General features: G+C 65.5%; 19 protein-coding genes. 12 read left to right on the forward strand and 7 right to left on the reverse strand.

The window, feature by feature from the left end; all coding sequences use genetic code 11:
* The first annotated feature begins 183 nt into the window (after positions 1-183).
* Positions 184-1,164, forward strand: a complete 981-nt coding sequence (locus VMV28_03895) for an IS630 family transposase (protein ID HUZ79743.1) — start codon at positions 184-186, stop codon at positions 1,162-1,164.
* 569 nt (positions 1,165-1,733) lie between these two features.
* Complete coding sequence (locus tag VMV28_03900) at positions 1,734-2,291, forward strand: hypothetical protein (GenBank protein HUZ79744.1); 558 nt, start codon at positions 1,734-1,736, stop codon at positions 2,289-2,291.
* A 303-nt stretch (positions 2,292-2,594) separates the two neighbouring features.
* Here the strand turns inward: VMV28_03900 and VMV28_03905 are convergent, their stop codons facing one another.
* Positions 2,595-3,764 carry a hypothetical protein gene (locus VMV28_03905; protein ID HUZ79745.1) on the reverse strand — a complete coding sequence of 390 codons (1,170 nt, stop codon included), beginning with the start codon at positions 3,762-3,764 and terminating at the stop codon, positions 2,595-2,597.
* Between the two features lie 483 nt (positions 3,765-4,247).
* Between VMV28_03905 and VMV28_03910 the strand changes: the two genes are divergently transcribed.
* On the forward strand, positions 4,248-5,666 hold the full coding sequence (locus VMV28_03910; protein ID HUZ79746.1) for a hypothetical protein: 1,419 nt from the start codon (positions 4,248-4,250) through the stop codon (positions 5,664-5,666).
* A 165-nt stretch (positions 5,667-5,831) separates the two neighbouring features.
* On the opposite strand, the gene VMV28_03915 is transcribed toward VMV28_03910, so the two are convergent.
* On the reverse strand, positions 5,832-5,957 hold the full coding sequence (locus tag VMV28_03915; protein ID HUZ79747.1) for a hypothetical protein: 126 nt from the start codon (positions 5,955-5,957) through the stop codon (positions 5,832-5,834).
* 357 nt (positions 5,958-6,314) lie between these two features.
* Here VMV28_03915 and VMV28_03920 point away from each other — a divergent pair, with 357 nt between their 5' ends.
* From VMV28_03920 to VMV28_03930, 3 genes are all read left to right on the forward strand, one after another.
* Positions 6,315-7,448 carry a thiolase family protein gene (locus VMV28_03920; protein HUZ79748.1) on the forward strand — a complete coding sequence of 378 codons (1,134 nt, stop codon included), beginning with the start codon at positions 6,315-6,317 and terminating at the stop codon, positions 7,446-7,448.
* A gap of 92 nt (positions 7,449-7,540) precedes the next feature.
* Positions 7,541-7,783 carry an OB-fold domain-containing protein gene (locus VMV28_03925; protein HUZ79749.1) on the forward strand — a complete coding sequence of 81 codons (243 nt, stop codon included), beginning with the start codon at positions 7,541-7,543 and terminating at the stop codon, positions 7,781-7,783.
* Between the two features lie 351 nt (positions 7,784-8,134).
* Positions 8,135-8,722 (forward strand): PH domain-containing protein, encoded by a 588-nt coding sequence (locus VMV28_03930; protein HUZ79750.1) that lies wholly within the window; start codon positions 8,135-8,137, stop codon positions 8,720-8,722.
* A gap of 7 nt (positions 8,723-8,729) precedes the next feature.
* Here VMV28_03930 and moeB read toward each other — a convergent pair whose 3' ends face one another.
* The 4 genes from moeB to VMV28_03950 are packed head-to-tail and all read right to left on the reverse strand — an operon-like array spanning position 8,730 to position 12,306.
* Complete coding sequence (gene moeB, locus VMV28_03935) at positions 8,730-10,223, reverse strand: molybdopterin-synthase adenylyltransferase MoeB (GenBank protein HUZ79751.1); 1,494 nt, start codon at positions 10,221-10,223, stop codon at positions 8,730-8,732.
* A 48-nt stretch (positions 10,224-10,271) separates the two neighbouring features.
* The gene (locus tag VMV28_03940; protein ID HUZ79752.1) at positions 10,272-10,718 is read right to left on the reverse strand and encodes a M67 family metallopeptidase; all 447 of its coding nucleotides are present in this window, start codon (positions 10,716-10,718) and stop codon (positions 10,272-10,274) included.
* Positions 10,709-11,686, reverse strand: a complete 978-nt coding sequence (locus VMV28_03945; GenBank protein HUZ79753.1) for a cysteine synthase family protein — start codon at positions 11,684-11,686, stop codon at positions 10,709-10,711. The genes VMV28_03940 and VMV28_03945 overlap by 10 nt, the downstream gene beginning before the upstream one ends.
* A complete protein-coding gene (locus VMV28_03950; GenBank protein HUZ79754.1) occupies positions 11,659-12,306 on the reverse strand; it encodes an ArsR family transcriptional regulator in 648 nt (215 codons plus the stop codon). Before VMV28_03950 ends, VMV28_03945 begins: the two co-directional genes overlap by 28 nt.
* 102 nt (positions 12,307-12,408) lie before the next feature.
* Between VMV28_03950 and sufC the strand changes: the two genes are divergently transcribed.
* The 3 genes from sufC (at position 12,409) to sufB (ending at position 15,994) form a co-directional block, all read left to right on the forward strand.
* A complete protein-coding gene (gene sufC / locus VMV28_03955; GenBank protein HUZ79755.1) occupies positions 12,409-13,179 on the forward strand; it encodes a Fe-S cluster assembly ATPase SufC in 771 nt (256 codons plus the stop codon).
* A 42-nt stretch (positions 13,180-13,221) separates the two neighbouring features.
* On the forward strand, positions 13,222-14,448 hold the full coding sequence (locus VMV28_03960; GenBank protein ID HUZ79756.1) for a SufS family cysteine desulfurase: 1,227 nt from the start codon (positions 13,222-13,224) through the stop codon (positions 14,446-14,448).
* A gap of 133 nt (positions 14,449-14,581) precedes the next feature.
* Positions 14,582-15,994, forward strand: a complete 1,413-nt coding sequence (sufB, locus tag VMV28_03965) for a Fe-S cluster assembly protein SufB (protein HUZ79757.1) — start codon at positions 14,582-14,584, stop codon at positions 15,992-15,994.
* Between the two features lie 72 nt (positions 15,995-16,066).
* Here sufB and VMV28_03970 read toward each other — a convergent pair whose 3' ends face one another.
* On the reverse strand, positions 16,067-17,458 hold the full coding sequence (locus VMV28_03970; protein ID HUZ79758.1) for a SufD family Fe-S cluster assembly protein: 1,392 nt from the start codon (positions 17,456-17,458) through the stop codon (positions 16,067-16,069).
* 174 nt (positions 17,459-17,632) lie between these two features.
* Between VMV28_03970 and VMV28_03975 the strand changes: the two genes are divergently transcribed.
* From VMV28_03975 to VMV28_03985, 3 genes are read left to right on the forward strand one after another with little or no spacing between them, the layout of a single operon-like run.
* Positions 17,633-18,043, forward strand: coding sequence for an iron-sulfur cluster assembly scaffold protein (locus VMV28_03975; GenBank protein ID HUZ79759.1), 411 nt, complete (start codon positions 17,633-17,635; stop codon positions 18,041-18,043).
* 30 nt (positions 18,044-18,073) lie between these two features.
* On the forward strand, positions 18,074-18,274 hold the full coding sequence (locus tag VMV28_03980; protein ID HUZ79760.1) for a 4Fe-4S binding protein: 201 nt from the start codon (positions 18,074-18,076) through the stop codon (positions 18,272-18,274).
* Positions 18,267-19,784 (forward strand): radical SAM protein, encoded by a 1,518-nt coding sequence (locus tag VMV28_03985; protein HUZ79761.1) that lies wholly within the window; start codon positions 18,267-18,269, stop codon positions 19,782-19,784. Before VMV28_03980 ends, VMV28_03985 begins: the two co-directional genes overlap by 8 nt.
* Positions 19,785-19,833 lie beyond the last annotated feature (49 nt).

Genomic DNA, 19,833 nt, shown 5'->3' on the forward strand with positions numbered 1-19,833 from the left:
GACGCGGTGGGTCATGGCATACGTAGATACGTATGCTGATACAAGAACCTGCCGGTAGACGGGCGCGTCGATCTACGAGAGAGAAACGGGCGTTGGGTAGGCACCTGCTACCCAAGAGGCCGGGAGGTCAGGTCTGAGAGCCACTACGTTAGCCGACTGACCCGGACTACCCGTGACGCCACCGTGCGAACCCGGGCGATGATCGTGCTGCATTCAATGCAGGGCTTCTCCCCACCCAAGATCGCTCGCATGGTCTACTGGTCCCCGGCATGGGTCCGACGGGTCATCCGCGACTTCAATCGAATCGGGACCGCCGCCCTCTACCCTACCCGAGCCGGAGGTCGTCCTCCCGAGTTCACGAAGCCGATCCGTCAGAAACTCGTCGACCTCGCCCTCTCTCGCCCGAGAGACCACGGAATGCTGTTGCAGACCTGGTCGCTCGAGCGTCTGAAGACCGCCGCCATTCGTGAGGGGATCGTCGAGTCGATCAGCGAGGAGCGACTACGGGAAATCCTCCACGCGGAGGCCGTCTCCTTCCAGGCCGTGAAGACCTGGAAGAAGTCCAACGACCCGGAGTTCGACTCCAAGGTCCGACGCCTCCGCACGCTCACGAATCGTGAGCACAACCCTCCCATCGTGGTCGCGGCGGACGAGATGGGTCCGATCGCTCTCCGACCCTATGGGGGCCGCACTTGGGCTCGGTCGGGTCACCCCGACCGAGTTCGAGCGACCTACAAGAAAACGTTCGGGGTCCGGTACCTGTTCGGCATCTACGACTACTATCGCGACCAGATGGACGGGTTTCTCTCCCCGTCCAAGCACACCCGGGTGTGGCGACGGCCGTTACGATTCGTTCGGGCGCACTACCCGGGGGGAGATCGGATCTACCCGATCAACGACAACCTCTCGACACATTGGACGCCCTCGGCGCGGGCGCTGGCCCGCGCCCTGAACATCGTGATGGTTCCCACGCCGACCAACGCCTCGGAGTACAACCTCGTCGAGGCACACTTCGGAGAGGTCAAGGATCTCGCACTGACCGGGTCGGACTATTCAGACCGGTGGCACCTATCGCGGGCGATCCACGACGGGATCCAGCATCGGAACGAGAACGCCGAACCGAAGGTCCACAAAGTCAAACGACGTTTGTGGATTCGGCACTAGGTAGGTCGATTCCTCTCAGCGTTTTCCCACGACGAACGGATCGGAACCGGCCCGGAACGGCGGAATCCATGGGCGGGTCGAATATAGTCGCCAACTTGCACCAGCCCGGAGAGGTGGAGCGGTGTCCAGATCGACTGAGTCGCGGGTCCCGTCCGAGCCCACCAAGCTCGCCGGAACGAGCTGGTACCTCATCGCGCTCGTGGTTGGTCAGGGGCCTCTCGGCGGATTCCGGCAGCTACCGGCCCTCTCTCCGGGCCACGGTCCCCAAGAGACGGTGGATCGGTACGGGCGCGATCAGAGACGTGCTTCGAGGGGCCGAGCTTCATCTCGGGATGTGCTGGGCCTGTAGTGTCGCGTTGCTCGAAACCCGAGAGGCACATGGTTCGAGTTTCTCCATGCAGTATGGACTGCTAGGAGAGAGTTGGCTTCTCGGGAATCGACGGTACATGTCCGGAGGCAGGCCCATCATTAGAGGTATGTCGACTGTAACGTTGAGTCGCCGACAGGAACGGGAGAATAGGGAACGGGAGGCACCAAACGGAGGTTCCCCCGCGCGACACCGGAGATTCGTGACCGCGGCACTCGTCCTCACCGTGGTGTCCTTGATGGCACTAGCGTCGTTCTCGGTGGCTCTCTATGCCCTCCCGGTTCACGCCGCAACGAATCCCCCGGCCGGGGCAACGAGCTACGTCAACATCACGATCTCCTACGATCCGGCGACCGGGACATCCTGGTTTACCCCGGCGAACTTCGTGGTCCCGGCGCACACGAAGGTTGTATTTACCATACGAAATTACGACCCCGTGGACTCCGCGCTCCTCGTTCCCTGGGACAACCGGGTCATCGGTACGCTCGGAGGGATCGAAATGGTGGGTACGGGTAACACGACCCCCGAGGCGGACATGACGGGCTTGGCTCCTGGCGCGATAAGTCACACGTTCACGATGTTCGATGCGTACTACAACTTGAGCGTACCGATCCCACCGGCCTCGACCGGCTCCACCCCGGCCTTGGTCACGTTCGGGGCCGAATTCAATACGACCGGGGCGTTCGCGTGGGGGTGCATGTGCCGTTGCGAGGATATGAGCGATCCCGGAATGATGTATGGCACCGTGGACGTGATCTGAGGGGACTTCGGCGCCCCCCCCCGCCGGCGTCGAGGTCCATCGTGGGGCCCGCCGGGGTGAAGGGAACGGCGTACCGACGTTTGGCATGCTCCCGCTCTCCGCGACACGCGCAGTAGGTGTGTCGTCCGAGGGTTCTCCTACCGGATCGCCTACCGAGGCAGCTGTCTGCCGCGGTCCTCAGCGGTGCAATAGAGGTGGAGAGCCACCGACGCGAGACCGCGCCGGCACCCGGGCCGCCGCTGCCGACACCCCCACGGTTCGAGGCGACCCGGCGTCGGATCGAGGGGCGGGGTCCTGACTCTTCTAGTCCGGCTCAGGGACTATGATCGGAGCGGATGACCCGGGCAGAGACCCGGCGACCTCCGAAGAGATCATAATGGAGTTACGGGACGTGGACCGAAGGATAGTCTCCGGCTCGAGATAGCGGTTGATCGTGATCTCGTTGATCTCGACCAGCATCTCGACCGCCATGACGAGGTCCCAAGCGATGCGCTGGGCCGGGGCTGGCCCCTCCTTCGTGCGGACGAGGCGGCCCTTTCGGTCCTCCAGTCCGTACTGGTGGGAAAGCCATCGATTGATGTCGTTCAATGTCGAGTTCGCCCCGAGCACGGATAGGCCGAGAAAGGCCTCCATCGTCCGCTTGAGGAAGGAATCGAAATCGGCCAGCATTCGGTCCATGCTGTCCGCCGCCTTCAACAGATGGGCGCGGTCGGTTCCCAGCCACGACCCAAGCTCATGGCCGATGTCGGCCAGCAGGTCGCCGTTCACCTCTAGGACCTTGGCCACGAGGCGGCTACCGATCTGGAAATGATGGCTCGTCACTCCGATCTCGACAGCGATGTGAAAGTCATCCGAGGCGAGAAGCAGCTGACGCACCATCAAGAGATAGAATCGATCGATCTCGTCTTCGACCAGCGGCAGCCGGTCCAGGACCGAAGGGTCCCCCTCCCGCAAACTGCGTCGGCACAGCTCGACGGCCTGGTCGAGTAGGCGGACGGTTCTCTGGAGGAGGCGCGCGAATTCATACTTTCCCGGGTCGACGGAGATCTGGACCTCGACTTGGTTCGCGGACTCCTCAACCAGGCTCATCCCGAGAATCTTCTTGGTGATGTAGTCGATATCCGCGTGCTGCGCCTCGGTCAGGGGTGAGCTTCCCACGATTTGGACACGGTCGTGTCCGGTGATGTAGGCGCCGACCAGGAGCCGCGCGAAGAGGTTCGGGTCCGAGACTTGGGTTTCGATCCGCAGGGTCTTCTGCCGCCCTGACGGTGCCCGGACGACGTGGGAAACGGAGAGCTCGAGACGCCCTCCGGCGAGCTCCTTGAACTCCAAGACATCGCCGGGGCGAATACTGGCGGAATGGATCCAAGACCTCGGCAATGTCACAAAGAGCGAGGAGTGGCCGGTCTTCTGGACCCGGCGCAATAGGCGGAGCTCATCGCGCCGATCCTTCGCGGCCATATCGTAGGGCATCTCTTCCCCTTCGAGGTCACTCGGAAAACTTTCCCTCCGACGCTCCGCGTCGGATGGCCGCCCGTATCATATGTACTCTCCGTGCAACGCCGTTGACGTCTCGGGGAGAACTCGCACGGATGACACGGATGGTCCCGGTGAGTCTTCTTTCCGTTTGACAGTACGGTACATTCCATCCCATCCGAGTAGACTTTCCCTCCCAACGATCGTTCGGTGGGCTGACGGTGAAGTCCGGCGGGTGACAGAGACGACGCGAGTAGCCTCAGTCTTGGCATCGGTACCCGGGGAGAGGCTGACGCTCGCGGCCACGGCAGGATCCGAGGACCCCCCTCCACAGGATGCCGGTGTTTGCGCCGCCGCATCGGACCGATGCGCAGTGACGGTCCCGGTCGACGCGTGGGCCCTCTTCCGTGATCCCCCAGTGGTTGAGGGCGTTTGGAAGAGATTCCTCCATGCCTCACACCAAACGCGAGGTCTCGAGCGATGAGTGAAAAGATCGTGGAAGCAGATCCTACCCCCTTCCTCGACGGAGGGGGAGTGAAGTTGATTCCGCGAATGCCCTGGTTGAACTCCCGACGCCTGGCGTTCTTCCTCATCTTCTGGGCTACGATCTTCTTCGCAGGAAGCGTCTTCGTCAACAACCCCTTCACGGGCTTCGGCGACGCCTCGAATTGGGACGTCGGGGCCGGGTCGCCCAACTACTACTGGGTCGTGATGTATCTCCATGGGCTCAACGCCGGGCTCGTGGGGATCGCCGCCCTCGTGGCGTGCGACTTCTTCGAGCTGCCCTCCATTCACGTTCGACGCGGGATCTTCGTCGGCGTGCTCATCGCCGGCGTCCTCTCTCCGATCGGCGCCGTGTTCAACACTTCGGCTCCGTGGACAACCCCCGGCCTGTGGATCCAGGTCACGGCGTTCCTTGCCCTCGACGAGGTCGTGATCCTCCTCCTGTGGGGGATGCTCACGGTATGGAGGGAGGGCGCTCCCCGGAGCCGGACCTTTCCCTTCATCACAGCCTCGCTGGTCGGGGCCGTCATGTTGGTCGCGGCCCTGATGGGGCACCTCGCCGGAGTGATCCTGGGGTTCGGGGACAACCCCTCCCTGCTCGGACAGTACGCCGCTCAAGAGATGGGCCTGTCGCTGGACGCCTGGGCCGCGAGCCTCATCGGCTCGCACTCGTATCTCATGATCACTGCCGTTGCCGCGGGGGTCATGGCGCTCGCCGCGGTCCGCTTCGGGTACTACCGGCTCGTGGGGGCGACGAAGCTGCTGGCCCAGGTGGGGTTCGCCCTGGTGTGCATCGATCTCGTGTTACAGACGGGGATGGGGCTCCTCCTCGGATTCTCGAGCTGGCCGGGCAACCTTCCTCCCCCGATTCTGGCCCTGCCGGGAATCCCCAGCTTCGTTGCCCTGAACGACGCGAGCAACTTCGTCTTCTTGGTTCTCGGGGGCATCCTGCTGCTCAGCGCGCTGGTGATCGGTACTGGCCGGCTTAAGGGATGGACGAGTCAGGCGGGCCTGCCGATCCGGGTCCTTCCGCTCTTGATGCTGGTCGTCTTCACCGTCCTCACGGCGGTCGTTGAGCCGACCAACGGCACGATAATCGGCACCCCTCCCCAGGCTTGGATTCGGTTGTTCATCGCCTTCTATCTCACAATGATGGTGGTGCTCGTGGTCTTCCTCGCGGAGCGCCTATTGAGCGAGCGGCAGAGCCTCAGGGTCGGCTGGACGGCCACCGTAGGTGCGGTCACCACCTTCGCCGGCGTGTTGGTCTACGTGTCCAGTGGCCTCTACGCCGGAGGGTACATCGCGGCCGCCGGAGTCATCATCATTGGGCTCTCGTTCGTGTTCACTTCGTGGTGGGGCCTTTCCTCAGGATCCCGAAGACTGCACGGCGAGTAGATCCGCGGGAGGCGGCCGGTGCCGCTCACGAGGGCCGTAGAGTCGAGTTGACGCAAAGCTGATGGTGGTCGAGGCACGGGATTACCCCACATTCAGCATGATTCCCGCCGGGAGCACCATCTCCCCGGCCCGAAACGGATCCTTTTCGGGACGCCTTCCTCCAGGTTACGACGGCGGCGTCGGCGGAGGAGTGGAGACCGCGGACTCCTCAACCGGGCTCATCCCGAGAATCTTCTTGGTGATGTAGTCGATATCCGCGTGCTGCGCCTCGGTCAGGGGTGAGCTTCCCACGATTTGAACACGGTCGTGTCCGGTGATGTAGGCGCCGACCAGGAGCCGCGCGAAGAGGTTCGGGTCCGAGACTTGAGTTTCGATCCGCGAGTTGACGATTGCGCGCTCGGAGCATGCCGGATTAGCGCGGGAACCGCCCCAGCTCTCGTCAGTCCGCGTGTTCTACGACGAGCCGGCCTCCTAAACCCGGAGCTGCGCGATCCGACGCCGGGTCCACCGCGCCGCTGCCCCCGTTGCAGCATCCAGTCGATCGGGCCTAGTTCGTCCGACGTCGCTCCTCCCTCCGCGCCGGGTCCCCGCCATCGGGAGGTTTAAGGTCCGAAGCAATCTCCGACGGCATATAGGAGCGGGCAATTCGTGAGCGTCCACGTCGCCTCGATCGGTATGGGTCGGTACGGGAAGCGTCCGGAGGGCCTGATCGATCTCGCCGTGGAGGCCTCCACGCTCGCCCTCGAGGGGATCGGGCGTAAGCCGGTTGACCTCCTCGTAGTCGGGACGATGTTCGCCCAAGGAGCCCAGGGTCGCGAACCCCTTCTCCCACATCTCGCCGGGCGCCTCGGTCTCGAATCGAGCTCGGGTTTTCGCGTGGACTCCTCGAGTGGCACGGGGGGAATGGCCGTCCACGCGGCGGTCCTCGCGCTCGAATCCGGGCGGTTCGACCGCGCGCTCGTCGTTGGTGCCGAGAAGATGACCAACCGGCCCACGGCCGACAACACCAAGGATCTGTCGTCGTCGCTCCATCCGAGCGAGGCCGCGGCCGGAGCGACCATGCCTGCGCTCGCGGCGATCGCGACCCAGCGCTATATCGAGCGATTTCAACTGACCCCCGCAATCTGCGACGCCGCCACGGTCCATGCGAGGGCGATGGCGGCCAGCAACCCGAGCGCGCATTTTCAGAAGGCGGTCACCGTTGAGGAGGTCGCCGCGAGCCGCCCGGTGGCCCTTCCCCTTCGACTCCTGCACTGCTCCGCCATCTCCGACGGAGCGACCGCGCTCGTACTCGAGCGAGGAGAGGGTCCGGCGACGGTCCTCGGGCTCGGCCAAGGCTTCGACACCCTGAGGCTCGTGGACCGGAAGGACCTCTATTCGTTCGCGGCGACACGTCGCGCCGCTCAACGCGCCTACGACTCTGCCGGCATCACACCGAAGACCATCGATGTCGCGGAGGTGCACGACGCTTTCTCTCCTTTTGCGATGGTTCACATCGAGGACCTCGGCATCTGCGGGCCGGGAGAGGCCCCGACATGGTTCGAGCGCGGGTGGGTCCGTCCCGACGGGCGAGTTCCGGTGAACCCCAGTGGAGGGGTGATCGGGCGGGGCCACCCCGTCGGTGCCTCGGGCGTGGCCGAGGTGGCCGAGGTCGCTCTGCAGCTGCGAGGCGAGGCCGGTCGCCATGCGACGGCGAAGCGACCGAGGGTCGGCTTGGCTCAAGCGATGAGCGGGATCGGCTCCCACAACTACGTCACGATCATGGGGAGCACGGGACGATGAATCTTCGACCGGACGATCTCGAGCTTTCGCGTTGCTCGGCATGCCAGGCAGCGTTCCTCCCCAGCGACGGGCCGTGCCCGCGGTGCGGTGGATTGCCGCGCGCTTCCCTCACCGTTCCGTCGACGGGCACGGTGCTCGCATCTACGGTGGTAGTGTACCCCGCCACCGGCTGGGAGAGCCCGCACCGCCTGGCCCTCGTGGAGGTCTCCGAGGGGGTTCGCGTGCTCGCGATCGTCGAGGGGGACCTTCCCTCAAGAGGCTCGAAGATGAACGTGCGCGCGGACGGCGCGACCTACCGAGCTCGTATCGCTCCCGAAGGCGCTCGAGGGGACTGACGCTCGAGGCGTCCGAGGCACGGCTAACGACGGCCACCGGTGCTGCCGGGCGCGCGGAGGGACCCAGCGTGCGGTTGCCGGCGAGGATCGGCGCGCTCGTCGCCGCGGGGCCGCTCACGGGTCCCTGCGTGCAACTGACCGATCCGGAGCTGGTGGAGATCAGCTGGCCCCTCGTTCCATTGATGGTTGCGTTGAAGTCCTGGCCGGTTCCGGAAGTCTGGTCGATCCGACAGGTCGTGTACGTAACATCCCAGGTCGGTGCCAGATGGAACGCGGCGGCCCCTCCGACGAGAGCGAGCTCCATGGAATCCTTAACCCCACTTCGGGATAGCCCCCTACGAGAACCAATCGATGAGGGTGTCGACGGAGCCCGCAGACCTCGAGCTGGACTCCCCCACCGCGGGGGGGGGACACTATGGGTCCTGGGCGTCATACTCCTATGCGGTCATCGGCACGTACATCATTCTGCTCCTCCTCGCCTTCTTCACGGTGCCCGCGAGCCTCATCTCCGGCGGGTGGTGGGTGCCCTACCTTCTCTATGCGCTCATCCTGTTCTTCCTGGTCCGCTACCTTTCCACGCACTACTCGATGGACGCCGACCGGCTGCACGCCTCCCGGATCCTCGGCTCCCGCCACGTGAACCTGCACGAGGTGCGGAAGATCGAGTTCGTCAATCTGAGCGATCTCTCGCCGGGCGGGTTCTTCGGATCCTGGGGGTGGCGCGGCCGGATGTGGACGCCTTCGCTCGGACCCATCGATGCGATCTACACCTCGCCGAAAGGGCTCCTGATCACGGCCGATTCGGTGCCGCTGTTCATCTCCCCTCGCGACCCGCCGGCGTTCGCGCGGGAACTCTCCCGGCGCGTGCGCTCGTATCGTGCTCCCCTCGCGATCGATGACGGAGCTCCGGCGGGCGCGCGCGCCCCGGGGTCGATGTAACTTTCGTTCAGTATCGCGGCATCGAGGGGTCGACCTGCTTCGCCCAGGCGTCGATCCCTCCGCGTAGGTTGCGCACTCCGGAGAAGCCGAGCCCGAGGAGAAGCTTCGCGGCGGCGCTCGAACGGACCCCGCTCTTGCAGTACACCACGACGCGCCGAGCATCCGTCACCTCGTTGAGGCGGTCGGGCAGCTCGAGGCGTGGGATCAAGTGGGCGCCGGGAAGACGAACGATCTCCCACTCCTCCGGCTCGCGAACATCGAGCAGGAACGGCGGTTCGGCGGAGCTCAGTTCCTCCGCGAGCGCCTTCGCGCTCACCTCGGGCACCCCCGACGGGGCCGGGGCCGAGCCGACGGCCGGGACACCGCAGAACTCTAGGTAGTCGATGAGTCCCTTCTGCGTCGCGTGGGGACCGCAGAGGTCGCAGTCCGGGTTCTTGCGCAGCGCGAGCTCCCGGAACGACATCGCAAGTGCATCGAACAAGAGCAGGCGTCCGACGAGGGGTTCACCGGCTCCGAGGATGATCTTGATCGCCTCGGTCGCCTGGATGACCCCCACGATCCCCGGCAGCACCCCGAGCACACCGGCCTCGGCGCACGACGGAACGAGGCCCGGAGGCGGAGGTTCCGGATACAGGCAGCGGTAGCAGGGGCCCGCCCGGGCGTCGAAGACGCTCGCCTGCCCTTCGAACCGATAGATCGACCCATAGACGTTCGGCTTGCCGAGCAGAACGCAGGCGTCGTTGACGAGGTAGCGCGTGGCGAAGTTGTCCGTCCCGTCGATCACGATGTCGTATCCCCGAATCACGTCCATCGCGTTCGCTGAGGTGAGCGGCTCGGAGAACGCGGTCACACGGACCCCGGGGTTCATCGCCTGGAGCCGGTCACGGGCCGCGTCCACTTTCGCATGACCCACATCCGCCGTCGTGTACAGGATCTGGCGCTGCAGGTTCGAGACCTCGACCCGGTCGAAATCCACGAGGCCGATCTCTCCCACACCGACGGCGGCGAGATACAGCGCGGTGGGAGAGCCGAGCCCACCAGCGCCCACGATCAGAACCTTCGCGTCACGCAACTTCTTCTGACCTTCGACTCCGACCTCGCTGAGGAGGAGGTGGCGGCTGTACCGCAGCATCTCCTCGTTGGACAAGGCCCGCGCGCGGCTTCCGGCCGGAACGCTGCGCTCGGAGACGACGAGCGGGATTGGGGTCCTCGGTTCGACACCGCCCCCTCCGGCGATCGCGGGGACGATGGACACCACGTCGCCGTCCTTCACGGGCGTGGAGTCCCGTTCCAGGTAGCGAATGTCCTCGTCGTTACGATAGACCGTGACGAAACTGCGGAGCTTCCCCTCCGGGGTGAACAGGTGGCGACCGAGCCCGGAGTGGATGGTGGTGATCCGCCGGAGCACCTCGCCGACCGTGGCGCCCTCGACAGGGATCGTGGCCGCGCCGCCGGCGAACGAGCGTAGTGGCGTGGGGATCTTGACCGAGACTTGTGCCATCGCTGGTACCTGGGTTCGTCCGTTCTTGAGCTCTCGGTATCGTTCGATTCAGACGGTGGCGTGGAGGGGTGAAGCCGGTCGGAGCGGGATTGCACGGAACTCTCGGGCCTCCGCCTCGAGCTCGAACGCGCCGATCTCGCCGGCACGACCTCGTTCGACGTTCTGGACGAGGTACACGTACCAGGGCCAGGCGTGGTCCTGGTCGAACGTGGAGGGCCGTGCCGGGTGGTCCGGGTGGGAGTGGTAGAAGCCGAGGACGAGCAGCGAAGTGCCTTCGAGCCCCTCCTCGATCCGCCGCAGCTCCTCCGGGCGGATCACGAAGCGCCGCCGCCGCTCTCCCTCGTATTCGTTCGTCGCGCGCTCGATGCGCATCACGTGCCGCTCCTCGTCGCGGGCGGTGCCGACGAGGAACCCGCAGCACTCGTCCGGGTAGGTTTCCTCCCCGTGGCGGGCGATCTCTTCGATGAGCCCGGGAGCGAGGTTCGCTACCGCCATCGGTCGGTCTCCTGCACCGTGGGATCCGCGGCGTCCGGCAGGATCGTCACGATGAACGCATCCGGATTCGCCGCACCGAGCGCGAGGGAGGCTGCGACGGCGGCGCCCGCCGACCGACCCACCGAGATCCCCTCTTCCCGGGCGAGCTCGCCTTGGACCTCGATCGCCACCTCGGTCTCGATCCGCATCGTCGCATCCACCCACCGCTCCTGGTACGTCGATGGGCGCAAGGCCGACGGGAGGTGCTTGAGCCCCTCGATCCCGTGCATGGGGCCGGTCGGCTCGACGCCCACGACCCGGATCGTCGGCTGTTGTTCCTTCAGGTACCGCGCCACCCCAGAGATGGTCCCCCCGGTGCCCACGCCCGCGACGAAGTGGGTGAGTTTTCCGCTCGTCTGATGCCAGATCTCCGGGCCCGTGCCCGCATAGTGGGCCTCGGGATTGGCGGGGTTGTTGTACTGATCTGGATAGTAGTACTTCTCCGGCTGGACTTGCGAGATGCGCAGGGCCTCTCGCTGGGCGCCGTCGCTTCCCTCCATCGGGTCGGTCAGGACGATCTCCGCGCCCAGCGCTCGCATCCGACGCAGGCGCTCGGGATGCGCGTTGCGGGGGACGCAGAGCCGTACTGGGAAGCCGAGGCGGGCCCCGAGCATCGCGTAGGCGACCGCGGTGTTGCCGCTGGAGGCGTCCACGAGCGTTCTCCCGTTCCGGAGCTCGCCCGCTTCGATGGCCTCTTCGACAATGAATAGCGCCGCGCGGTCCTTGACCGACCCTGTCGGATTGAGGAATTCGGCCTTTCCGAAAAGGCGGAACCCGCCACCGTGCCGTGCAACGATCCGATCGAGCGGGAGGAGGGGCGTGTTGCCGATCGCTCGGAGCAGAGGATCTCGGAGGGCCGTGTGTTCCGAGCCCTGGGTCCGCTCGATCGTGCGGTTCGCCCCTACCGCAGATGGATCAGATGCGAACATCGCATCCCCCCACGGCCGATCGTGTCCTGCAGATCGACGTCCACTTGACCGATCAGGGTCTCCGTCAGGCGCTGGTCGAACACGTTGCACATCAGGCGGGTGTGAGACAGTGCGTTCCGTCGGAAAACGCAGTTCGAGCGAACGATCCGGAACCCCCCGTCCGTCATCTTCTCCATGGTGCAGTTGAATCCGAAGGCGTTGAGCGAATCGATGAGGTGGCGGGTGCGTTCCTCGAGCGAACCGTCCTTCGGGATTCCCTGGGCGATCCCATGTGCAACGCGCGCCGCCGCGCTCGCGAAGAGCTCGTTGGCGAACTCCTCCCCCTGCCGAGCGAGGATCTCGTCCATCAGCGCATCGAGGAGGAGATCGTACCTCTTCGGGAAGAGCTCCTGACCCTCGGGGGTGAGGGCGTAGCGCTTGCGCGGGCGGCCGACTCCTTCACGACGGAACGTCGGGATCACGTATCCCCGCTCGCGCAGGCGCTCGAGATGCCCTCGAGCTGCGCTCTCTTGGATGCCGAGGGTGTTCGCGATGTTGCGGGCCGTGCATGGGGCCTGAGCGAGTTGATCGAGAATGCGCCCCCGAGTTCCTTCGTGAGGGGCCAGATCTGCTGCGCTCATCCCGTCCTACGAGCGTAACAGACGGCGGCCAAGCTTAAAGGGATTTAGGCACCGCGCTATGCTTAAATAAAGCGACCGACTCGTATCCGCCGAGGGCAATCGATGGCGGAAAAGCCCCTTCATACGCTGGTCATCAAGGGCCTCCGGGTCGAGGTCGCGGGCAAGGAGATCCTCAAGGGGGTCGATCTTTCCCTGCGGACCGGCGAACTCGTCGCCCTCATGGGTCCGAACGGCTCCGGCAAGAGCACCCTCGCCTATGCGCTGATGGGCCACCCGAAGTACAAGGTCACCTCGGGCGAGGCACTCCTCGATGGTGTGGACCTTCTCAAGATGCCGGTCGATCAACGCTCCCGCGCCGGCCTCTTTCTCGGATTCCAATACCCCCAGGAGGTCTCGGGGCTCTCGGTGTCGAAGTTCCTGTGGACCGCCTACATGCAGCGCCACACCGCCGAGACGGCGGACACCGTGGCGTTCGACAAGGACCTCAAGACCAACCTCGGACACCTCGAAATGGAGGAATCGATGCTGAAGCGGTCCCTCAACGAGGGATTCTCCGGTGGCGAGAAGAAGCGCAACGAGGTCCTCCAGATGGCGATGCTCCACCCCTTGTTCTCGATCCTGGACGAGCCCGACTCCGGCCTCGACATCGACGCCGTGCGCGCCGTCGGAGAGACGGTCGCCAAGCTCCACGGTCCCCAGGAAGGAATCCTGCTCATCACGCACTACCAGCGGATCCTGAAGTACGTCAACCCGGACCGCGTCTATGTCATGGTCGATGGCGTCATCGCCATGTCGGGTGGACGGGAATTGGTCGACGAACTCGAAGCGAAAGGGTACGACTGGGTCAAGGTCGGCGCCACGACGCAGAACTAGAGGCGAGTCCCGACCGGTCTCGTACCAACCCCACGGGCGACCATGGACGTCCAGAAGATCCGCGAACAGTTTCCCATCCTCTCCCGCGGTGTGCGCGGCAAGCCGCTCGTGTACCTCGACTCTGCCGCGACGTCGCAGAAGCCGCGTGTCGTCATCGACGCTGAGTCCAATTTCTACCGCGAGACGAACTCCAACGTCCACCGTGGGATCTACCTGCTCAGCGAGGAGGCCACCGACGCCTACGAGGGCGCCCGGGCGCGCGTCGGCCGGTTCCTGCGGGCACCGGATCCATCCGAGATCGTGTTCGTCCGGGGAGCGACCGAGGCGCTCAACCTGCTCGCCCACGGTCTCGGCCGGAGCCGATTGAAGCAGGGCGACCGGGTCGTCGCTACCGTGAGCGACCATCACGCCAACGTGGTCCCCTGGCACATGCTGCGGGAAGAGCGAGGAACGACCCTCGAGTTCGTCAACGTGGATGATACCGGGCACCTGCGTCTAGACGAGTACGACCGATGGTTCGATGGTAAGACGAAGGTCGTTACCCTTCCCCATGTCTCCAACGTCCTCGGCACCGTCAACCCGGTCCGCGCGATTGCGGACCGAGCCCACGCCGCCGGGGCGGTCGTGGTCGTGGACGCGGCGCAGTCGGCCCCGCACATCCCCATCGACGTCGTCGCGCTCGGGGCCGACGCCGTCGCGTTCTCAGGGCACAAGACCCTCGGGCCGACCGGCATCGGGGTGTTGTGGGCCCGGAAGGAGCTCCTAGAGGAGATGCCTCCCTGGATGGGAGGTGGCTCCATGATCGAGGAGGTGCATGCCGGTCGGATCTCGTATCGCGAGCCTCCGGCGAAGTTCGAGGCCGGCACTCCGAACATCGCCGGCGCGATCGGGCTCTCTGTCGCGCTCGACTACCTCGAAGCGATCGGGTGGGAGGACCTCGCCCGACACGAACGATCGATGCAGGCCCGCTTGTTCCAGAACGCGGACGAACGCCTCGGGAAGAAGATCCGGATTTTTGGGTCCCGGGACGTACGTGAACGCGAGGCCGTGTTCTCTTTCGCGCTCGAAGGGATCCACCCCCACGACATCGCTTCGATCCTCGACGCGGAAGGGATCGCGATCCGGGCGGGCCGCCAGTGCTCCCAGCCGCTCATGGATCGCTATGGCGTCGGAGCCATGGCGCGGGCGAGCCCCTATCTGTACAACACCCTCGAAGAGATCGACCTGCTCTACGACGCACTCGACAAGGTTGTCAAGATATTCGCATAAGCGGCATGCGAAGGTGTAGCACCCAACGCTACACGATGGCAAATCGAGAGCCGTCCCCGATAGAGGGATGGACAAGCGACTCGGGCGACATTTCATTTAAATACCATCTGGTGCTTGAATTGACGGGACCACCATGGCGCAGGGAGCTCAGGAGTTCATTCCGCTCGACTATACTCGCTACGACTTCAAGGACCCGGAGACGTACAAACTCCGCTCCGGGAAGGGCCTCTCGGTCGAAACGATCCACCAGATCTCCGATTGGAAGAAGGAGCCGGACTGGCTCCGGGAGTACCGCCTGCGCGCCTACGAGCATTTCGTCAAGCGCCCGATGCCCGACTGGGGTCCCAAGCTCGACGAGCTCGATTTCGACTCCTATACGTTCTACGCCGCCCCGATGGGCGAGGACGAGCCCAAGCGCAAGTGGGAGGACCTGCCCGCGGACATCAGGAACACGTTCGACAAGCTTGGGATCCCCAAAGCCGAGCGCGACTTCTTCGGGGGCGTCGGGGCCCAATACGACAGCGGTACCGTCTACCACAAGCTCCGCGAAGACCTCGAGAAGAAGGGGATCATCTTCTGCGACACGGATACGGCGGTGCGGGAGCACCCCGACATCGTCCGGAAGTACTTCGGCAAGATCGTTCCGTACAACGACAACAAGTTCTCCGCGCTCAACAGCGCCGTCTGGTCCGGAGGCAGCTTCGTGTACATACCGCCCGGGGTCGACTGCGGCATCCCGCTGCAGGCCTACTTCCGCATCAACGCGAAGAACGTCGGGCAGTTCGAACGCACGCTGATCATCGCCGACAAGGGCGCCAAGATCCACTACATCGAGGGCTGCACCGCTCCGATCTACTCGACGGACTCGCTGCACGCGGCCGTCGTCGAGGTCGTCGCCGAACCGTACGCCAAGGTGCGCTACACGACCGTGCAGAACTGGTCGAAGAACGTGTACAACCTGGTGACGAAGCGGGCCGTGGCGTACGAGAACTCGCTCGTCGAGTGGGTCGATGGCAATATGGGCTCGAAGATCACGATGAAGTACCCCTCCGTCTACCTCAAGGGTCGCGGCGCGCGCGCCGATATTCTCTCGGTCGCCTTCGCGAGCGCCGGTCAGATCATCGACAGCGGGGCGAAGGCGGTGCACTCGGCACCGGACACCTCGAGCAAGATCATTTCGAAGTCGATCGCGATCCGGGGCGGCCAGACGAGCTACCGCGGCCTCCTCCACGTCGCGAAGGGAGCCACCGGGGTCAAGGCCGCCGTCCGCTGCGACGCCCTGCTCCCCGACGACATGAGCCGGTCGGACACGTACCCGTACAACGAGATCCACGAAGAGGACGCGACGATCACGCACGAGGCCGTGGTCGGCAAGATCGGCGAGGAGCAGATCTTCTACCTCATGAGCCGCGGGCTCACGGAGTCGGACGCGATCCACCTGATCCTGATGGGATTCCTCGCCGAGTTCTCCAAGGAGCTGCCCGTCGACTACGCGCTCGAGCTCAACCGTCTCATCCAGCTCGAGATGATCGGCGCGGTCGGTTAGATCCGATACGCCCCCACCGGAGATCCGAGCGGGCCCCCGCGCGATCGGTGCGGCCGACCGTGCGCACGCCCGCTACCGGAGCTTCGCGTCGAAGCGCCAATCGGGAGCCGCGGCCGTGCCCGCCACCTCGAGTTCGGGGAGCGGAGGGTACGCCGGGTCTCCCCAGTCGATCTCCTTTCCCTCCCAGCGGGCGGCGAGGAGGGGATACAGGGTCTCCCGCAGGCCGGCGATCGGCGCGCGGTCGAGCACGTAGGATAGGAAACCCTCCCCGATCGCCCGCACGGACTCCGACGGACTGATCCCTCGGGATTCTAGGTAGAAGATCTTCTCCGGGTCCACCGGAGCGACGCTGGTGGAGTGCGTCGCCTTGACGTCGGGGCAAAGGATCTCGAGGATCGGGATCGTGTCCGAGCGCGCCCCTCGCGAGAGGAGCATCGCATGTTCGGAGATGTAGCTCAGCGTCTTGCGCGCCAGCGGCTCGATCCGGACGAGGCCGCGGCTCATCCCGCGCGATTCGTCTCGGAAGACCCCCCGCGTGATCGACTGGCCGTGCGTGTCCTCGCCACGGTGCGTGATGTGCACATCGCTGTCGTAGGATTGGTGATCCCTTCCGTAGAAGGTCTGTAGATCGTCGACGCTCGATCCATTCCCGATCAGCGTCGTCTGGTTGCGTCCGCGCGTCGAGAACCCTCCGAGACCGGCCCAGATCCACGCGAGGCGGCTGCGGCGCTCGGTCGTCGCCGAGCGACGGTAGAACGAGACGGTCCGACCATCCGGAGCGTGCACCGAGAGGTGGACGACCTTCGCCTCGGCCGCGAGATCGTAGTCGACCGACGAGCCGTAGAAGCGCTGCTCGGTGGGGACCGGCCCGTGGCAATAGAGTTCCTCGGTAATGAGGACCTGCGCGCGCTCGCCGATCCGGATCGATCGGCGGATCGACTGGGCCTCGTGCGCCTGCGAGAGCACGGTGATGTCCTGGACCCGGATCGGTGTCGGGCATCGGTCCGGGATCTCGAGCCGGTACCCACGGTTCAGGAGCGCGATGCTGAGCGCCGAGAGACGATCCGCGGGGGTCTCCGAGCCGCGCATCAGTGTGGGGAGCGCCGTCGCGCCGGCCTTCCAGGAGTCGATCAAAGCGTTCGCGCTTACGCCGAGTTCGCGCAGCGCGGGAGGGATCTCGATGCGGGTCCCCGACCCATCATGGACGATGCGGACTGCGTCGGGCAGCGCCGGCGGGAGCGCCACGGACGCTCCATGGGCGACCGGATCGATGCCGCTCAGGTCGACCCCCGAGAAGTACCCATAGTGGCGGTACAGCGGGTTGGGTTCCATGGGGAGCTCGAGGAAGAGCCGATAGGCCTCGGCTCGGTGCTGAGCCACCGCCTCCGGGTCGGCGAGCGATTCGGAGAGATCCCGAACCTCTTCCTCCCGGAGCCATGGTCGCTGCGTCGTCGCCGTCGCCATTGGATTTAGACACTCAGGAGTGTTTATAAACTCCCGGGGTGGATGGTCGGATCCGGCCCAGATTCGCATGTTTGGGTGGGCGATTCTCTGACGGTAAACGCACCGGAAACCTTCCCGCTCTCCGCGGGGACTGCGCTTTATAGCTCGACGAGGCTCAGAGGAGCAGGGATCCCGATGGCGTACGACCTGTATCAGGAGATGATCTTGCTTCACTACCGGAACCCGAAGAACTTCGGCCCCCTACCCTCCGCGGACCTGGAGGGCGCTGAATCCAACCCTACCTGCGGGGACCATATCGAGGTGCGACTCAAGCTCGACCCCGACCACCGCAAGGTCGAGGAGATCCGCTTCACCGGCGACGGATGTGCGATCAGTGTCGCGAGCACCTCCCTCCTGACGGTCCAGGTCGCGGGAAAGTCGCTGGAGGAGGTCCGAGCCATCACCCGAGACGACGTCCTCAAGCTGCTCGGGATCCCCCTCTCCCCCGTGCGCTTGAAGTGCGCTCTGACGGGATTCGCGGCGCTCGGCAAGGCGCTGCACTCCTCCGGCCCATCCACGATCCGTCCCACCGCCCAGGGAGCGTAAGCGGCGTCCACCGCCTGGCCGTCCCGAACCATGGTGACGATCGATTCGGACACCTGCGTGCTCTGCGGGCTGTGCACGGGGGTTTGCCCGCCCAATGCGATGGAGCTCACCCCGACCCGCCTCGAGGTCCTCTCCCACTGCACGGAGTGCGGGTGGTGTGTCGCATACTGCCCCGTCGGAGCCATCTCGGGGGGTCGCCCGGTTCCCCGCGGGAGGCGGACGCGTGCCTAGCGCAAAGTCCACGGGCACCCGCTCCCCCGCGACGAGCCCTCCCCGGGTCCTGCTCGTCGATCCGTACCTCGCGCGCGAGGACCCGATGGAGCGCAAGTTCGTGGAACTGTATCCTTCGCTCGGCCTTCTGACGTTGGGAGCGTACCTCCGGTCGCACGACTGCGCGGTCTCCATGGTCGACCTCACGTTCGCCCGTGACGTCCGCCCGGTCGAGGCGGGGATCCGCTCGTTTCGGCCCGATATCGTCGGGGTCCACACGAAGACGCTCACGCACGACCGGGCGGCCGAGATCGCGCGGCTGGCGCGTGCCGCGGGGGTCCATTCGGTAGCCGGGGGTCCGGACTCGGCGAGCCGGCCGGAGTTCTACCTCGATGCCGGGTTCGACTTCGTCGTGACCGGCGAAGGCGAAGCGACCTCGGTCGCGCTCGCCCAGGGGCTGGCCACGGGTGCCGAGATCGCCGGGATGCCCGGCGTCGTTCTGCGCAGGGCCGGCCGCACCGTGCACGGTCCTTCCCGGCCGGTGATCCGGGAGCTGGACGATCTTCCGCTCCCCGCTTGGGACCTGATTGATATGGACGGCTACCTCGAGCGCTGGCAGCGCCGAACGGGCGAGCGGCGTTCCGCCGTGCTCACCTCGCGCGGATGTCCGTTCGACTGCTCCTGGTGCTCGAAGCCGACGTTCGGCCGGACCTTCCGCCAGCAATCGCCTCAACGCGTGGTCCGCGAGCTCCAGGCACTCCACCAGCGGTACGGCGTCGACTATGTCCGGTTCTGCGACGATGTCTTTGGCATCTCTCGAGCGTGGCTCGACGAGCTCTTGGACCGCATGGAGGCCGCGGACCTCCACCTCAAGTTCGAGTGCCTCGCCCGCGTCGATCTCCTGAAGCCGGACCTCCTGAAGCGCATGCGCGAGGCCGGCCTCGAGCGGGTCTACGTCGGGGTCGAATCCGGAAGCCAGAAGATGCTCGACCTGATGAACCGCGGGACGCGCCTCGCCCAGGTCGAGCGCGCGGCCGAGGCGCTTCGCGCGGAAGGGATCCGACAGTTCTGGTTCCTGATGCTCGGGTACCCGGGGGAGTCCCTCGCGGATATCGAAGCGACGCTCCAGCTCTTCCGACGATTCAGTCCGGAAGAGTACTCGGTATCGATCGCGGTGCCAGTCCCGGGAACGCGATTTCATGAGGCCGTGAAGGACCGATTGACCGGGCATTCGACCCCGAGCCGGAGATCCGGGGGCAGCACCCTGCTGTACGAGGCCACCTACCCGGAGCACCTCTACCGGTGGGAGCAGGCCCGCTTCGGGCTGGAGGCTGCTCTCGGGAAGGCCCGCGGGAAGCTTTCGGACCGGGTTGTCGATCGGATCGGGCATGTCGCCGACCGCTTCCACGAACGGGTAGCCACGCCGTTGCTCATGGGCGACGGAACCTCGGGGGAACCCGAGCCGCCTCCGGTAGAGCTCCCGCTCCTGCCCCCTCCCCGCCGGCGCTCGTCGAGCGGGTCGAAACCGTAGAATCGCGCGAGCTCGGTACCGGCCGGGTACATGGCCGGAACCCTGGTCA

Source organism: Thermoplasmata archaeon, from assembly GCA_035532555.1.
In the GTDB taxonomy this organism is placed as follows: domain Archaea; phylum Thermoplasmatota; class Thermoplasmata; order Lutacidiplasmatales; family UBA184; genus Lutacidiplasma.

Coding starts and splice junctions, on each gene's coding strand:
- VMV28_03905 (HUZ79745.1), bottom strand. CDS start 3,764: ATGCCCTACGATATGGCCGCGAAGGATCGGCGCGATGAGCTCCGCCTA.
- VMV28_03910 (HUZ79746.1), top strand. CDS start 4,248: ATGAGTGAAAAGATCGTGGAAGCAGATCCTACCCCCTTCCTCGACGGA.
- VMV28_03930 (HUZ79750.1), top strand. CDS start 8,135: ATGAGGGTGTCGACGGAGCCCGCAGACCTCGAGCTGGACTCCCCCACC.
- moeB (HUZ79751.1), bottom strand. CDS start 10,223: ATGGCACAAGTCTCGGTCAAGATCCCCACGCCACTACGCTCGTTCGCC.
- VMV28_03940 (HUZ79752.1), bottom strand. CDS start 10,718: ATGGCGGTAGCGAACCTCGCTCCCGGGCTCATCGAAGAGATCGCCCGC.
- VMV28_03945 (HUZ79753.1), bottom strand. CDS start 11,686: ATGTTCGCATCTGATCCATCTGCGGTAGGGGCGAACCGCACGATCGAG.
- VMV28_03950 (HUZ79754.1), bottom strand. CDS start 12,306: ATGAGCGCAGCAGATCTGGCCCCTCACGAAGGAACTCGGGGGCGCATT.
- sufC (HUZ79755.1), top strand. CDS start 12,409: ATGGCGGAAAAGCCCCTTCATACGCTGGTCATCAAGGGCCTCCGGGTC.
- VMV28_03960 (HUZ79756.1), top strand. CDS start 13,222: ATGGACGTCCAGAAGATCCGCGAACAGTTTCCCATCCTCTCCCGCGGT.
- sufB (HUZ79757.1), top strand. CDS start 14,582: ATGGCGCAGGGAGCTCAGGAGTTCATTCCGCTCGACTATACTCGCTAC.
- VMV28_03970 (HUZ79758.1), bottom strand. CDS start 17,458: ATGGCGACGGCGACGACGCAGCGACCATGGCTCCGGGAGGAAGAGGTT.
- VMV28_03975 (HUZ79759.1), top strand. CDS start 17,633: ATGGCGTACGACCTGTATCAGGAGATGATCTTGCTTCACTACCGGAAC.
- VMV28_03980 (HUZ79760.1), top strand. CDS start 18,074: ATGGTGACGATCGATTCGGACACCTGCGTGCTCTGCGGGCTGTGCACG.